Source organism: Kluyvera georgiana (genome assembly GCF_050990895.1).
Classification (GTDB): domain Bacteria; phylum Pseudomonadota; class Gammaproteobacteria; order Enterobacterales; family Enterobacteriaceae; genus Kluyvera; species Kluyvera georgiana.
This window is the reverse complement of sequence record NZ_CP158865.1, coordinates 4,291,292-4,307,192: the sequence shown is the minus strand read 5'-3', so window position 1 is coordinate 4,307,192 and position 15,901 is coordinate 4,291,292. Positions and strand designations below refer to the sequence as shown.

Annotated in this window: 8 protein-coding genes, 2 tRNA genes and 3 rRNA genes; 8 read left to right on the top strand and 5 right to left on the bottom strand. The window is 53.8% G+C overall.

Features of this window, described 5'->3' with window-relative positions; genetic code table 11:
* Positions 1-92 precede the first annotated feature (92 nt).
* A complete protein-coding gene (locus ABTW00_RS20445; protein ID WP_433637224.1) occupies positions 93-1,175 on the bottom strand; it encodes a FliC/FljB family flagellin in 1,083 nt (360 codons plus the stop codon).
* 204 nt (positions 1,176-1,379) lie between these two features.
* Here ABTW00_RS20445 and ABTW00_RS20440 point away from each other — a divergent pair, with 204 nt between their 5' ends.
* From ABTW00_RS20440 to rrf, 6 genes are all read left to right on the top strand, one after another.
* Entirely contained in the window at positions 1,380-2,213 is an 834-nt protein-coding gene (locus tag ABTW00_RS20440) for a Crp/Fnr family transcriptional regulator (protein ID WP_077248638.1), read from the top strand.
* Positions 2,214-2,862: 649 nt separating this feature from the next.
* Positions 2,863-4,402 (top strand): 16S ribosomal RNA (locus ABTW00_RS20435).
* 70 nt (positions 4,403-4,472) lie between these two features.
* A tRNA-Ile gene (locus ABTW00_RS20430) sits at positions 4,473-4,549 on the top strand.
* A gap of 39 nt (positions 4,550-4,588) precedes the next feature.
* Positions 4,589-4,664 (top strand) — tRNA-Ala (locus ABTW00_RS20425).
* Positions 4,665-4,862: 198 nt separating this feature from the next.
* Positions 4,863-7,770 (top strand): 23S ribosomal RNA (locus ABTW00_RS20420).
* Between the two features lie 92 nt (positions 7,771-7,862).
* Positions 7,863-7,978, top strand: a 5S ribosomal RNA gene (rrf, locus tag ABTW00_RS20415).
* Together the 16S, 23S and 5S rRNA genes with 2 tRNA genes alongside form the textbook arrangement of a ribosomal RNA operon.
* Positions 7,979-8,159: 181 nt before the next feature.
* On the opposite strand, the gene ABTW00_RS20410 is transcribed toward rrf, so the two are convergent.
* The 4 genes from ABTW00_RS20410 to trpS form a co-directional block, all read right to left on the bottom strand.
* Positions 8,160-9,284, bottom strand: coding sequence for an ABC transporter permease (locus ABTW00_RS20410; protein ID WP_065357101.1), 1,125 nt, complete (start codon positions 9,282-9,284; stop codon positions 8,160-8,162).
* On the bottom strand, positions 9,284-12,013 hold the full coding sequence (rbbA, locus tag ABTW00_RS20405; protein ID WP_433637220.1) for a ribosome-associated ATPase/putative transporter RbbA: 2,730 nt from the start codon (positions 12,011-12,013) through the stop codon (positions 9,284-9,286). Before rbbA ends, ABTW00_RS20410 begins: the two co-directional genes overlap by 1 nt.
* Positions 12,010-13,077, bottom strand: coding sequence for an HlyD family secretion protein (locus ABTW00_RS20400; RefSeq protein WP_065357099.1), 1,068 nt, complete (start codon positions 13,075-13,077; stop codon positions 12,010-12,012). The genes rbbA and ABTW00_RS20400 overlap by 4 nt, the downstream gene beginning before the upstream one ends.
* Positions 13,078-13,341: 264 nt before the next feature.
* The gene (gene trpS / locus ABTW00_RS20395) at positions 13,342-14,349 is read right to left on the bottom strand and encodes a tryptophan--tRNA ligase (protein WP_064547059.1); all 1,008 of its coding nucleotides are present in this window, start codon (positions 14,347-14,349) and stop codon (positions 13,342-13,344) included.
* Between the two features lie 647 nt (positions 14,350-14,996).
* On the opposite strand from trpS, the gene ABTW00_RS20390 reads away from it, so the two are divergent.
* Together ABTW00_RS20390 and ABTW00_RS20385 are read left to right on the top strand one after the other, a co-directional pair.
* The gene (locus ABTW00_RS20390) at positions 14,997-15,335 is read left to right on the top strand and encodes a YebF family protein (RefSeq protein ID WP_163448861.1); all 339 of its coding nucleotides are present in this window, start codon (positions 14,997-14,999) and stop codon (positions 15,333-15,335) included.
* A 95-nt stretch (positions 15,336-15,430) separates the two neighbouring features.
* Positions 15,431-15,898, top strand: a complete 468-nt coding sequence (locus tag ABTW00_RS20385) for a MarR family transcriptional regulator (protein WP_065357097.1) — start codon at positions 15,431-15,433, stop codon at positions 15,896-15,898.
* Positions 15,899-15,901 lie beyond the last annotated feature (3 nt).

Below are 15,901 nucleotides of genomic sequence, written 5' to 3'. Positions count from 1 at the left end.
ATATCCAGAAATGTTGGGATGCGCCTTATTTCAATATCAATTAAAATCCCAGAGCGTTACCGCCCTGGGGTTTATCAATGATTCCCGGGTGATTAACGCAGCAGAGACAGAACGTTCTGCGGAACCTGGTTTGCCTGCGACAGCACGGAGATACCGGCAGACTGCAGGATGTTCGCGCGGCTCATCTCGGAGACTTCGGAAGCGAAGTCAGCGTCGAGGATACGGGAACGGGACTCAGAGAGGTTGTTAACGGTGCTGTTGAGGTTGCTGATAACAGAGTCGAAACGGTTCTGAGTGGCACCCAGGGAAGAGCGCAGTTCGTCAACCTGCGCCATCGCTTTGTCGATGGTGTCCAGCTGAGTGGTCATCGGCAGATGAGTCGTGGTGACGTCAGCACCTTCTTTGAATTTATCTGCCAGCGCATCTTTGCTCAGGTCTACATCAATTGTGACAGCCACGGTATCGCCATCGTCATCCTGACCTACCGCGAAGTAAGACACGTTACCGCTGGTATCGGTGGTGGAGTAGATTTCCGCATTGTCTAACCCGGAAGCCGTTTTCATCGCTGCCAGCGCATCGTCATCCAGTTTGAAGCTTTCGCCACCTTGCACAACGCTCGCACCAGCGGTGACATGCGTCGCGACGCTGGTGACGTCAAAGCCGGTCATGCCGAGGGTGGACGAGTCCACTTTGTTCAGGTTGATGTCGATGGTCTGGCCGTCGTTGGAACCAACCTGAATGCCCAGAGTCTGGTCAGCGCTCAGAACCTTCACGCCGTTGAACTCGGTCTGTTCGGAGATACGGTTGATTTCCTGGAGACGGGCGTTGATTTCGTCCTGGATGGACTTACGGTCGGACTCGGAGTTGGTGCCGTTCTGCGCCTGTACGGTCAGACGACGGATGTTCTGCAGGTTATCGTTCACTTCGTTCAGAGCGCCTTCGGTGGTCTGAGCGATGGAGATACCGTCGTTGGCGTTACGTGACGCCTGGGTCAGACCGGTGATGTTAGCGGTGAAGCGGTTGCTGATAGCCTGGCCAGCGGCATCGTCTTTGGCGCTGTTGATACGCAGGCCGGAAGAGAGACGCTCAATAGAGGTGCCCAGCGCGGACTGGGATTTGTTCAGGTTGTTCTGTGCAACCAGGCTAAGGGCGTTAGTGTTGATTACTTGGGACATACGATCTCCTTGAGAGTGCTATTCACCGGCTTTTTCTGCCGTCTACAGAATAAATATCGGAGGAAAAAGAAATCACTGAAATATTTTTTAAGAAAATTAGATGTTCCTGGAAATATATCACCCAAATAGTAACGCCCTGTAACTATGGTTTTTTATCTTTCTCTTCACTAAAAAATAACAACGCAGGTTTGCCTGTTAGATAAAATGAAAGTCATCGCCTTTTATCCTTTTGACAAAACGCTCTGTTCGCCATGTGAAATTTGTACAAACAAGTTGAATCAGCCTTTTGTTTTGCTCGTTTTAACCGATGTATTACAGGAGTGTCGCAAAGACAAATGCAGGATAAAAGGATATAAAACAATGCCCGTAGAACCGAAGACTTATTTTTGTGATTATTGTGGCTTTGCCGAGATGTGTCAGGCTTACTATTATGAAGAGCCGGTTTCGATGTTCATGAAGAGCCTTAAGCGTTGTATTAAATATCGTAAAGGCGATGTTATTGTGACGGAAGGCGAGCACGCTGAGTATATATATGCGATTACTCGCGGGGTAGTGAAAGTATATGTCGGTGATGAAATTTGTGGCCTGGGTTTTCCGGGGGAAGTGGTGGGTGTCGATGGTATAAAGAATAACCAATATACCTCGACTTTAGTTGCCGCCATGGATGTCCAGCTATGTCAGTTCAGCATTAAGGACTTTTATAGTATTAGCCAGGTGACCCTTGATTTCACAAACATGATTACGCGTCTGCTTTCAAATGTAGTCATTGATAAACAAGAGGTTATATCTATCCTGCTGATTGAAGAGAGTACCCGCCGCGCATTGTCCTATCTGCGGATGATGCTGCAAAAATATAAACGTTCAGGAGTTGGCTACAATAGCTTCTTACTGCCCGTTACGCGTAAAGAGTTCGCAAAAATGCTGGGGCTGTCGGCATCAACCTTAAACCGCGCGCTGGCCATTCTGATCCAGAATCGATTGATATCGATCGACAAGCGCATCGTGACGATACACGATCGTGAGTTCGCAACCGACTAAGGTCTACACCATGAATAGCCGCCATGGTCTTGTCCATCGCCTCTGTTCTACGCCTTCCTCTATATATAGATAAGCGAACCTCATTGGCTGAGGCCTTTCCCGATGCTGGCGCAGTACTTTATTGACGTCCTAATAAAGAAGAAGGGAGGAGAGCGTCTCCGTTCTTCCTTTCCCTTCCTTATAGATAGAAGAAAAAGAAACTTAAAGTCGAGGAAGAAGGGCGATGTGCACCATTGTGAATCGAAAATTGTGGATAACTCTGTGCGTAAATGGGTATAAGGCGGGGTTCTGCTGTGGATTGCAGCAGTCAGTCATTTTTCTGCAATTTAAGGGTTGCGGCCCCGGGGAAACTCCCTATAATGCGCCTCCATCGACACGGCGGATGTGAATCACTTCACACTAAGTAGCCGGGTTGGTTGAAGAGAAAAACCTGAAAATGAGGGTTGACTCTGAAAGAGGAAAGCGTAATATACGCCACCTCGCAACGGTGAGCGAAAGCCGCGTTGCACTGCTCTTTAACAATTTATCAGACAATCTGTGTGGGCACTCGAAGATACGGATTCTTAACGTCGCAAGACGAAAAATGAATACCAAGTCTCTGAGTGAACACGTAATTCATTACGAAGTTTAATTCACGAGCATCAAACTTAAATTGAAGAGTTTGATCATGGCTCAGATTGAACGCTGGCGGCAGGCCTAACACATGCAAGTCGAACGGTAGCACAGAGAGCTTGCTCTCGGGTGACGAGTGGCGGACGGGTGAGTAATGTCTGGGAAACTGCCCGATGGAGGGGGATAACTACTGGAAACGGTAGCTAATACCGCATAACGTCGCAAGACCAAAGTGGGGGACCTTCGGGCCTCACACCATCGGATGTGCCCAGATGGGATTAGCTAGTAGGTGGGGTAACGGCTCACCTAGGCGACGATCCCTAGCTGGTCTGAGAGGATGACCAGCCACACTGGAACTGAGACACGGTCCAGACTCCTACGGGAGGCAGCAGTGGGGAATATTGCACAATGGGCGCAAGCCTGATGCAGCCATGCCGCGTGTATGAAGAAGGCCTTCGGGTTGTAAAGTACTTTCAGCGAGGAGGAAGGCGTTGTGGTTAATAACCACAGCGATTGACGTTACTCGCAGAAGAAGCACCGGCTAACTCCGTGCCAGCAGCCGCGGTAATACGGAGGGTGCAAGCGTTAATCGGAATTACTGGGCGTAAAGCGCACGCAGGCGGTTTGTTAAGTCAGATGTGAAATCCCCGGGCTCAACCTGGGAACTGCATTTGAAACTGGCAAGCTTGAGTCTCGTAGAGGGGGGTAGAATTCCAGGTGTAGCGGTGAAATGCGTAGAGATCTGGAGGAATACCGGTGGCGAAGGCGGCCCCCTGGACGAAGACTGACGCTCAGGTGCGAAAGCGTGGGGAGCAAACAGGATTAGATACCCTGGTAGTCCACGCCGTAAACGATGTCTATTTGGAGGTTGTTCCCTTGAGGAGTGGCTTCCGGAGCTAACGCGTTAAATAGACCGCCTGGGGAGTACGGCCGCAAGGTTAAAACTCAAATGAATTGACGGGGGCCCGCACAAGCGGTGGAGCATGTGGTTTAATTCGATGCAACGCGAAGAACCTTACCTACTCTTGACATCCAGAGAACTTAGCAGAGATGCTTTGGTGCCTTCGGGAACTCTGAGACAGGTGCTGCATGGCTGTCGTCAGCTCGTGTTGTGAAATGTTGGGTTAAGTCCCGCAACGAGCGCAACCCTTATCCTTTGTTGCCAGCGGTTCGGCCGGGAACTCAAAGGAGACTGCCAGTGATAAACTGGAGGAAGGTGGGGATGACGTCAAGTCATCATGGCCCTTACGAGTAGGGCTACACACGTGCTACAATGGCATATACAAAGAGAAGCGACCTCGCGAGAGCAAGCGGACCTCATAAAGTATGTCGTAGTCCGGATTGGAGTCTGCAACTCGACTCCATGAAGTCGGAATCGCTAGTAATCGTAGATCAGAATGCTACGGTGAATACGTTCCCGGGCCTTGTACACACCGCCCGTCACACCATGGGAGTGGGTTGCAAAAGAAGTAGGTAGCTTAACCTTCGGGAGGGCGCTTACCACTTTGTGATTCATGACTGGGGTGAAGTCGTAACAAGGTAACCGTAGGGGAACCTGCGGTTGGATCACCTCCTTACCTTAAAGAAACGTTCTTTGAAGTGCTCACACAGATTGTCTGATGAAAAATAGCAGTAAAGAATCTCTGCAGGCTTGTAGCTCAGGTGGTTAGAGCGCACCCCTGATAAGGGTGAGGTCGGTGGTTCAAGTCCACTCAGGCCTACCAAATTCGTCCCGCGGATTTGAGGGAGATTCACTATACGATGGGGCTATAGCTCAGCTGGGAGAGCGCCTGCTTTGCACGCAGGAGGTCTGCGGTTCGATCCCGCATAGCTCCACCATCTTTACTGCAACAACCCAAGAAAACTTCAGAGTGTACCTGAAAAGGTTCACTGCGAAGTTTTGCTCTTTAAAAATCTGGATCAAGCTGAAAATTGAAACGACACACTGTGTCTGTTCTCCGTAATAAGAACAGATAAGCGGTGTGTTCGAGTCTCTCAAATTTTCGCAATCAGAAGTGAAACATCTTCGGGTTGTGAGGTTAAGCGACTAAGCGTACACGGTGGATGCCCTGGCAGTCAGAGGCGATGAAGGACGTGCTAATCTGCGATAAGCGTCGGTAAGGTGATATGAACCGTTATAACCGGCGATTTCCGAATGGGGAAACCCAGTGTGTTTCGACACACTATCGTTAACTGAATACATAGGTTAACGAAGCGAACCGGGGGAACTGAAACATCTAAGTACCCCGAGGAAAAGAAATCAACCGAGATTCCCCCAGTAGCGGCGAGCGAACGGGGAGCAGCCCAGAGTCTGAATCAGCTTGTGTGTTAGTGGAACGGTCTGGAAAGTCCGACGGTACAGGGTGATAGTCCCGTACACCAAAATGCACAGGTTGTGAACTCGATGAGTAGGGCGGGACACGTGGTATCCTGTCTGAATATGGGGGGACCATCCTCCAAGGCTAAATACTCCTGACTGACCGATAGTGAACCAGTACCGTGAGGGAAAGGCGAAAAGAACCCCGGCGAGGGGAGTGAAAAAGAACCTGAAACCGTGTACGTACAAGCAGTGGGAGCACCCTTTGGGGTGTGACTGCGTACCTTTTGTATAATGGGTCAGCGACTTATATTCTGTAGCAAGGTTAACCGTATAGGGGAGCCGAAGGGAAACCGAGTCTTAACTGGGCGTTAAGTTGCAGGGTATAGACCCGAAACCCGGTGATCTAGCCATGGGCAGGTTGAAGGTTGGGTAACACTAACTGGAGGACCGAACCGACTAATGTTGAAAAATTAGCGGATGACTTGTGGCTGGGGGTGAAAGGCCAATCAAACCGGGAGATAGCTGGTTCTCCCCGAAAGCTATTTAGGTAGCGCCTCGTGAACTCATCTTCGGGGGTAGAGCACTGTTTCGGCTAGGGGGTCATCCCGACTTACCAACCCGATGCAAACTGCGAATACCGAAGAATGTTATCACGGGAGACACACGGCGGGTGCTAACGTCCGTCGTGAAGAGGGAAACAACCCAGACCGCCAGCTAAGGTCCCAAAGTCACAGTTAAGTGGGAAACGATGTGGGAAGGCTCAGACAGCCAGGATGTTGGCTTAGAAGCAGCCATCATTTAAAGAAAGCGTAATAGCTCACTGGTCGAGTCGGCCTGCGCGGAAGATGTAACGGGGCTAAACTGTGCACCGAAGCTGCGGCAGCGACACTATGTGTTGTTGGGTAGGGGAGCGTTCTGTAAGCCTGCGAAGGTGTCTCGTGAGGGATGCTGGAGGTATCAGAAGTGCGAATGCTGACATAAGTAACGATAATGCGGGTGAAAAACCCGCACGCCGGAAGACCAAGGGTTCCTGTCCAACGTTAATCGGGGCAGGGTGAGTCGACCCCTAAGGCGAGGCCGAAAGGCGTAGTCGATGGGAAACAGGTTAATATTCCTGTACTTGGTGTTACTGCGAAGGGGGGACGGAGAAGGCTATGTTAGCCGGGCGACGGTTGTCCCGGTTTAAGCATGTAGGCGGAGCGTTTAGGTAAATCCGGACGCTTACTAACGCTGAGGTGTGATGACGAGGCACTACGGTGCTGAAGTAACAAATGCCCTGCTTCCAGGAAAAGCCTCTAAGCATCAGGTAACATCAAATCGTACCCCAAACCGACACAGGTGGTCAGGTAGAGAATACCAAGGCGCTTGAGAGAACTCGGGTGAAGGAACTAGGCAAAATGGTGCCGTAACTTCGGGAGAAGGCACGCTGATATGTAGGTGAAGTGGTTTACCCATGGAGCTGAAATCAGTCGAAGATACCAGCTGGCTGCAACTGTTTATTAAAAACACAGCACTGTGCAAACACGAAAGTGGACGTATACGGTGTGACGCCTGCCCGGTGCCGGAAGGTTAATTGATGGGGTTAGCTGTAAGGCGAAGCTCTTGATCGAAGCCCCGGTAAACGGCGGCCGTAACTATAACGGTCCTAAGGTAGCGAAATTCCTTGTCGGGTAAGTTCCGACCTGCACGAATGGCGTAATGATGGCCAGGCTGTCTCCACCCGAGACTCAGTGAAATTGAACTCGCTGTGAAGATGCAGTGTACCCGCGGCAAGACGGAAAGACCCCGTGAACCTTTACTATAGCTTGACACTGAACACTGGTCCTTGATGTGTAGGATAGGTGGGAGGCTTTGAAGCGTGGACGCCAGTCTGCGTGGAGCCAACCTTGAAATACCACCCTTTAATGGCTGGTGTTCTAACGTAGACCCGTAATCCGGGTTGCGGACAGTGTCTGGTGGGTAGTTTGACTGGGGCGGTCTCCTCCTAAAGAGTAACGGAGGAGCACGAAGGTTAGCTAATCCTGGTCGGACATCAGGAGGTTAGTGCAAAGGCATAAGCTAGCTTGACTGCGAGAGTGACGGCTCGAGCAGGTGCGAAAGCAGGTCTTAGTGATCCGGTGGTTCTGAATGGAAGGGCCATCGCTCAACGGATAAAAGGTACTCCGGGGATAACAGGCTGATACCGCCCAAGAGTTCATATCGACGGCGGTGTTTGGCACCTCGATGTCGGCTCATCACATCCTGGGGCTGAAGTAGGTCCCAAGGGTATGGCTGTTCGCCATTTAAAGTGGTACGCGAGCTGGGTTTAGAACGTCGTGAGACAGTTCGGTCCCTATCTGCCGTGGGCGCTGGAGAATTGAGGGGGGCTGCTCCTAGTACGAGAGGACCGGAGTGGACGCATCACTGGTGTTCGGGTTGTCATGCCAATGGCATTGCCCGGTAGCTAAATGCGGAAAAGATAAGTGCTGAAAGCATCTAAGCACGAAACTTGCCCCGAGATGAGTTCTCCCTGACCCTTTAAGGGTCCTGAAGGAACGTTGAAGACGACGACGTTGATAGGCTGGGTGTGTAAGCGTAGCGATACGTTGAGCTAACCAGTACTAATGAACCGTGAGGCTTAACCTTACAACGCCGAAGATGTTTTGGCGAAGAGACGATATTCAGCTTGATTACAGATGACATTAACCGGCGAAAAGCGGGTTAATAAACAGAATTTGCCTGGCGGCTGTAGCGCGGTGGTCCCACCTGACCCCATGCCGAACTCAGAAGTGAAACGCCGTAGCGCCGATGGTAGTGTGGGGTCTCCCCATGCGAGAGTAGGGAACTGCCAGGCATCAATTTAGTGAAGAAGCCCATCCTGACGGATGGGCTTTTTTACGTCTGTGCGAAATGAAAATACGGTGAAATCTCAGGCGATTAATGTCCTCCGCAGGGCGGATAAGCGCAGCGTCATCAGGTTACCCCGGGGCACATTGCCGGATGGCGGCGTGAACGCCTTATCCGGCCTACAAATCTTATGCCATCTCACCAATCGTCTTACGAAAACGAACCAGCGCGATAGTAAAAAAGACGCCGCCAATCGCCAGCAGCGTTAAGAACTGCGGCCAGACGATGGCAAAATCCGCCCCACGATAGAGAATGGCCTGTGCCAGGCTGACGAAATGCGTCGTCGGCATGGTTTGCATAATATCCTGCACCAGCTGCGGCATGCTCTCACGCGGCGTGGAACCGCCGGAAAGCATCTGTAGCGGCAGCAGCACCAGAATCATCAACAGCCCCAGCTGCGGCATTGAACGGGCAATCGTCCCCATAAAAATACCGATCGACGTCGTGGCAAACAGGCTCAACGCCACTCCCAGCATAAACAGCGGGATCGACCCTTCAATCGGCACCTGCAGCACGCCCTGTACCATCAATACCAGCGACAGTCCTGACACCACCAGTACAACCAGCCCCATCGACCAGATTTTGGCGAGCATTATCTCAAACGGCGTCACCGGCATCACCAGCAGGTGCTCCACCGTGCCATGTTCGCGCTCGCGAATCAGCGCCGAGCCGGTCAGGACAATCGCCAGCATGGTGATATTGTTGATAATCGCCATCACCGCGCCAAATCGTTCCTGCTCAAGGTTTGGGTTAAAGCGCATCCTCACCGCCAATTCTACCGGCAGCACGCTATTTTCGCGGTAGCGGGACACAAAGCTGTTCACCTCGGCGGTAACGATATTCTGGATATAGCCATTGCCGGTAAAGGCCTGACTCATGCGTGTGGCATCCACGTTTACCTGCAAATCAGGCTGCCTTCCTGCCAGCACATCTCGTTGAAAATTAGGCGGAATGTTAATAGCGAAGGTATAGCGCCCGGCATCCAGTCCGGCGTCCATCTCATCGGCGGTGATAAGCTCCGGCTCCAGAAACCACGGACGATAGAAACTATTGATAATCCGTGAGGAAAGCTGCGATTTGTCCATGTCGGCAATGGCGATCGGCGCCAGGTGCAATGAGCCCGGCATCACCGTCGCGGAGGAGTAAACCGAGACGGTAAAGGCAAAGACGATCAGCGCCAGCATTGCTTTATCGCCGAGCAGGCTGCGCAGCTCCTTCACGCCGAGGTTATAAATATTGCGTAATCCGCGCATTACCCCTCCTGTTTTTTCAGCAGCCATACGGAAAGCCCCAGTACCAGCGGTACGGCAATCAGTAAGGGAATAAACGATCCCCACAGGTCACCCAACCCCAACGCCTTCGAGAAGGTGCCGCGGGCAATAGTCAGGAAGTGGCTGGTCGGGTAAATTTGGCCAATCCAGCGACCAGGTCCTTCAAGCGAGGCCACCGGATCGATCATGCCGGAAAACTGCGTAGCGGGGATCAGCGTAATGATCGCCGTACCAAAGATCGCCGCAATCTGGCTCTTCATGAAGGTGGAGATCAGGAGCCCCAGCCCGGTGGCGATCGTCACGTACAGCAGCGCCGCCAGCGTTAGCGTCAGGAAGCTACCCTTATGCGGTACGCCGAAGACAAACACCGACAGCGCGCACAGCAGCAGAAAGTTGAACATCCCCAGCACGATGTACGGCACCTGCTTGCCGAGCAAAAACTCGCTGCGGGTGGTCGGCGTGACGTACAGGTTGATGATCGACCCCAGTTCTTTTTCCCGCACTACGCTCAGCGCGCTGAGCATCGCCGGGATCATCATCAATAGCAGCGGGATCACCGCCGGAACGATCGCCGGCAGGCTCTTCACATCTGGGTTATAGCGATAGCGCGTCTCGATAGAAATCAACGATGTATCCCGGCTGGCAGAAGGCTGACGCCCAGCCATCTCCTGTAGCCACGCAAGGTGCATCGCCTGCACGTAGCCGCGCACCGTTTCCGCACGGTTTGGCATCGCGCCGTCCACCCAGACACCAATCTGCACCGGCGTGCCGCGGGCAATATCGCGGCCAAAGTGAGGTGGGATCTCTATCGCCACCGCCAGCTCGCCGTCGCGCATACGGCGATCGAGATCGTCGTAGCTATACAGCGGCGGCTGCTCGATAAAATAGCGCGATCCGGCAATGTTCTGCGTCCAACCCTGGCTGCTGACCGTTTGATCGCGATCGAGCACCGCAAAACGCAGATCCTCCACGTCCATGCTTATCCCGTAGCCCATGATAAACATCAGGATCACCGTACCGAGCAGCGCCAGCGTTGAGCGCACCGGATCCCGCCGCAACTCCAGCGCCTCGCGGCGGCTGTAGCTGAACAGGCGCCGCAGACTAAAGGCCTGACGCGGCGGCTCGTTCTCACTCTTACGCGGCGTATCCACCATTTCCGCGACGGGAACCGGGTCAGAAGCCTCCTGCAGATAAGCGATAAAAGCCGCTTCCAGCGTGGCCGCGCCGCGCTGTTCCACAAGCGCCTGCGGCGTATCGCTGGCCAGCACCTTGCCGGCATGCATCAGTGAAATACGGTCGCAGCGTTCGGCTTCGTTCATAAAGTGGGTGGAAATAAAAATGGTGACTTTATCCCGTCGCGCCAGGTCTACCATCAGCTGCCAGAACATATCGCGCGCGACCGGATCGACGCCGGAAGTCGGTTCATCGAGGATCAACATTTCCGGGCGATGAATCACCGCCACCGCCAGCGAAAGGCGCTGACGGATCCCCAGCGGCAGCGCTGCTGGCAGGGCATCCTCGACCTCGGTGAGCATAAAGCGCTGGCTCATTTCCGCCACACGGCCAGGGATCTCCTCATCCGGTATATGGAACAGCTTTGCGTGCAGCTCCAGGTTCTGACGTACGCTCAGCTCGCTATAGAGTGAGAATGCCTGCGACATATAGCCCACTCGGCGACGGGTGGCGATATCTTTCGGATCCACCGGTTGGCCGAACAGCCAGGCTTCGCCCTCGCTGGCGGGCAGCAGCCCGGTTAGCATCTTCATGGTGGTGGATTTACCGCAGCCGTTAGACCCCAGAAAGCCAAAAATCTCGCCGCGGGCAATGCGGAAGTTAACGTGGTCGACCGCGACAAAATCACCGAAGCGCATGGTCAGGCCACGGGCCTCAATGGCAATCTCTTCTTCGCTTGCGTCGCGCGGTGGGATGATCACCTGCTGGTGTGCATTGCGCTGCGTCTCCGGTAGCAGCGCGATAAACGCCTGTTCCAGCGTCGGGCTGGCGGTTTGCGTACGTAGCTCTTCCGCGCTGCCGGTGGCCAGCACCTCCCCGGCGTTCATCGCGACCAGCCAGTCGAAGCGCTCGGCTTCTTCCATATAGGCGGTAGCGACCAGCACGCTCATGTCAGGCTGGCGCTCGCGGATACTGTCGATAAGCGTCCAGAATTGCGCGCGGGAGAGCGGGTCGACGCCGGTAGTGGGTTCATCGAGGATCAATAGCTGAGGATCGTGGATCAGCGCGCAGCACAGGCCGAGCTTCTGCTTCATGCCGCCGGAGAGTTTCCCCGCCGGACGATCGCGGAACGGCGCCAGCCCGGTGCTGTGTAGCAGCTCATCAATACGCGCTTCGCGCTCGTGTTTATCGTGACCGAACAGACGGGCGAAGAAGTCGACGTTTTCGTAGACCGAAAGCGTGTGATAGAGGTTTTTACCCAATCCCTGCGGCATCCAGGCGATCTTCGGGCAGACATCGCGACGATGTCGGGCGTCGCGCATATCGCCGCCAAGCACCATCACATTACCCTGTTCAATCACGCGTGCGCCGGCAATCAGCGACAGCAGGCTGGATTTGCCCACACCGTCCGGGCCAATCAGCCCCACCATGCAGCGAGACGGAATGGTCAGCGTAATGTCGTTGAGCGCCACGGTCGTGCCGAAACGCTGCCCGACGTGCTCAAGCCGAGCAACCGGGGGATGTGCGTCCCGTTTCATTGCGGCAGCCTCACCATCAGCATGGCAGGCCATTGCTGCTGGTTATCCAGTCGGACGTAGGCCATGCCCGGCAGACCGGTTTTCACATATTCCAGGTGTTCTGCCAGCAGCTCGGGCGGAATGCGCGCCTTGACGCGGAACATCAATTTAAGCCGCTCATCGCGGGTTTCTACGGTTTTCGGCGTGAACTGGGCGACGCTGGCGACAAAGCTGATATGGGCGGGGATCACCAGATCCGGTGCGGCGTCGAGGATTAGACGTACCTCGCTGCCGAGTGCCAGCAGGCCAGCCTGCTCGGTTGGCAGGAAGAAGGTCATGTAGACGTCGGCCAGGTCGACCATATTCAACACCCGGCCACCGGCGGCCAGCACTTCGCCCGGCTCGGCGACGCGGTACTGAATGCGTCCGTCGCGCGGCGCTTTCAGCGTGCTGTCGTCAATGTCGGCCATGATACGTCGCTCGGTGGCCTGAGCGGCTTCGACGCGGGTTTGCGCCTGGATAATGCTGGTACGTGCGGCTTCGATGGCCGCTTTAGCCGCAGAGACCTGGGCACGGGCAGACTCGAGCGCGGCCCGACCGCTTTCGGCGGCGGCGCGGTCATCATCAAGTTGTTGAGCCGATACCGCGCCGCGCTGCGATAGCGTGCTGGAACGGGCGTGGCGTTTTGACGTCGAGTCCAGCTCGGCCTGACGTTGTTTCACCACCGCTTCGCTGGCGCGCATTTCGCTTTGTCGCTGGTCGAGCAGGGCTTTTGCTGCGGCGACGGCGCTCTGCGCCTCTTTAATCTGCGCTGCGGCTTCCAGCCGCTGTTCGTTCAGGACGCGGGTGTCCATCTTCGCCAGTATCTCGCCCTGGCGGACAAACTGCCCCTCTTTGACCAGAATCGCCTCGATACGTCCGGCGGTTTTGCTGGCGATATCCACTTCGGTGGCTTCAATTCTGCCGTTGCTGCTGGCGAAACCCTCTGGTAGCCCCGGTGGACGCAGCATCCACCATGCCACGGCGGCAATCGCCACCGCGAAACCGACGAGATACCAGGCCCAATGCCGCTTGAATTTGTCCATACGCTACCCGCTCTGTTCCCTGTTACTGAGTGGCGCGCGTTTCGTACTGAGGGGGGGAAAGGATGCTGTGAAGTGTGCTACTCATGTGGTCATCATCAGCAATCCTGGCCGTAAATGAAACACGCATAAATATAGCTACTGTCAATGTCATACTAACATCGGCATTGATTATGTCCATACCATTAACAGGGACTTGCTGATTGTGTAACACGATTAATCAAAACAGGCGAAGGGCATCCACACAGCCTGATGCCCTTATGGCGCTCAGAACAGAATGGGGAGCCCCAGCCCGCGCTTCACCGCGTGCAGCGTTTGCTGTGTCACTTCATGCGCCCGCTCACTGCCCTGGCGTAGGAGATCCAGAAGCATCGCCTTATCCTGAATGACGGTGGCGCGACGTTCGCGAATGGGAGCCAGCAGCTCCTGTAAGCAGGCTTCCAGCTCATTTTTACACTGCCTGTCGCCCAATCCGCCGCGCTGGTAGTGCGCCTTCATCTCTGCGATCAGGCTTTTATCGGGATGGAAGGCATCAAGGTAGGTAAAGACGACGTTACCCTCAATTTTTCCCGGGTCGGCCACGCGCAGATGGTTGGGATCAGTAAACATGGCGCTGACCGCCTGGTGGATCTCCGCCTCGCTGGCTGACAGCGTCAGCGTATTACCGAGCGATTTCGACATTTTCGCGCCGCCGTCAATTCCCGGCAGGCGGCTGACGTCGCTGAGCAGCGCTTTGCAGTGGCGTAGCACCGGTTCGGTCGTCAGGCTATTCATCTTGTGCACGATCTCGTTGGTTTGTTCGATCATCGGTAGCTGATCGTCGCCAACGGGTACACGATCGGCGCCAAATGCGGTGATGTCGGCAGCCTGGCTGATGGGGTAAACCATAAAGCCCACCGGCAACGCGCGCGAGAAACCTTTTTGCGCAATCTCATTTTTCACCGTCGGGTTACGCTCCACGCGGGCGACGGTGACGATGTTCATGTACAGCGCGGTCAGCTCCGCCAGCGCGGGCAGGGCGGATTGCAGGCAAATGGTGGTAAGCTGCGGGTCGATGCCGACGGCGAGATAGTCGGCCATCACTTCCAGTATATTGTGGCTGATTTTTTGCGGATTGCTGCCGTTGTCGGTCAGCCCCTGCAGGTCGGCAATCAGGATAAACTGTTGGTGTTCATGCTGAAGCTGAACGCGTTGGCGCAGCGAACCGGCATAGTGTCCAAGATGTAGCTGTCCGGTAGGACGGTCGCCGGTAAGAATGGTATGTGTGTTGTTCATCAGTCGCTCCTTAGTAAGACATAAAGCCGAAAGACGAGACTGAGAAACAACAAAGCCGCCTTTCGGCGGCTTTGAAAAAGATAACGTAACCCGTGCCGCCTGTTATGAAGGCAGCCACCAACGGTTTGAGCGGATAACGGTCACGTTTGTGTTCATCCGGACATCGTGCCATCAACCTGGCTTGGTTGTCTACCCCTGACTCGATAAGTACGGTGAATTTTTTGCGAAGTGATGCGTCAATTTTTTCCAGAAAATAATAACGTTACGTAACCGTATTGATATTTCATTATGATGGCGATGCTTAATTATATTCTGTATACACATTACCACTAATATTCAAAATAATTTGCGTTTGTCATGCGGGAATAGCGAATGGTGTAGCATTATTTATTAGATCTAAACTACTGCGTCGTTGCAGCAACTAAGCCGTTACTTCGTTGTTGTATAACAAAATAACCACCATGCATTAACAGTGAAATACTCGTAATGGAGGAGGTTTAATCCTTTTTATTGAGTCATTTATTCGATATTTACGAAACAATACCAATGCATTGCTTTACATGTTTTTATTTGTTTTTAGAATAATCTCAGATGCCATAATTATTTAACTCAACATACCTACCTTCAGCATGAGAAAGACATTATTAGTGACCGCACTATTTTGTAGCCTGCTGACTGCGGGCATCACCACCATATTTGTTGTTCATGAGATGTATCCTGATACCACCTCTGTATGCCGCATTGATTTTTCCCGTAAAGCGCTGCTGCGCGTCAAAGACGATTATCTACGCGGCCGCTTCCCACACTGGTACCGTGAAAAGCGCACGCTGGGCACCCTGACGCCAGAACTCACCTTCGGCGAAGTCTCGATTGAAGAAGACGAGTATCGCGTGCCGTTCGTGGCGAAAGGGCCATCGGCCAGGCTTGCACGTATTGGCTTCGTTGACTGTGAAACGATGGACGTCGAATACATCGCCGGTCAGTAGGGCCATTTTACAATCCATGCTATTTAGCCATTCTGTTCCTTGATAGTTATCATGGTAAGTATTATCGTAATCGTACGACACGATCGGAGATTGCCATGACTGAAGATGAACTGTTTGCCTGTCGCCCGATGGGGATGCGCATGGCGATGATCGTGCGCCAATGGCGTTCTATCATCGATCATGCGATTACCGACACCGGCTTGACCCAGTCCAGCTGGACGGTGCTGATGCAGCTGCATCAGCTGGGTGATAACGTCTCGGTCAGCGAGCTGGCGGAAATGCAGGGTATCGAACTGCCGCCGCTCATGCGTACGCTCACCCTGCTTGAACAGCAGGGCTACCTGCTGCGTACGGTATCGCCGTACGATAAACGAATTCGCCTGCTGACGCTGACCGACGAAGGTCGGGCGGTGCTCCAGACGCTAAACCAGGTGATTGAAGCCTTACAGGCGCGCGTGTCCACCGGCATTCCCGCCGCCGACATGGCGAAGTTTAGCGACACCCTGAATCAAATAGCCTGCAATCTGCGGAATATCCGCGAAGAAAATAATAAAACCGAATAACAC

What these genes read in the sequence shown, in the direction of transcription:
- ABTW00_RS20445 (WP_433637224.1), bottom strand. Translation starts at nt 1,175, where the DNA reads ATGTCCCAAGTAATCAACACTAACGCCCTTAGCCTGGTTGCACAGAAC.
- ABTW00_RS20440 (WP_077248638.1), top strand. Translation starts at nt 1,380, where the DNA reads ATGAAAGTCATCGCCTTTTATCCTTTTGACAAAACGCTCTGTTCGCCA.
- ABTW00_RS20410 (WP_065357101.1), bottom strand. Translation starts at nt 9,284, where the DNA reads ATGCGCGGATTACGCAATATTTATAACCTCGGCGTGAAGGAGCTGCGC.
- rbbA (WP_433637220.1), bottom strand. Translation starts at nt 12,013, where the DNA reads ATGAAACGGGACGCACATCCCCCGGTTGCTCGGCTTGAGCACGTCGGG.
- ABTW00_RS20400 (WP_065357099.1), bottom strand. Translation starts at nt 13,077, where the DNA reads ATGGACAAATTCAAGCGGCATTGGGCCTGGTATCTCGTCGGTTTCGCG.
- trpS (WP_064547059.1), bottom strand. Translation starts at nt 14,349, where the DNA reads ATGAACAACACACATACCATTCTTACCGGCGACCGTCCTACCGGACAG.
- ABTW00_RS20385 (WP_065357097.1), top strand. Translation starts at nt 15,431, where the DNA reads ATGACTGAAGATGAACTGTTTGCCTGTCGCCCGATGGGGATGCGCATG.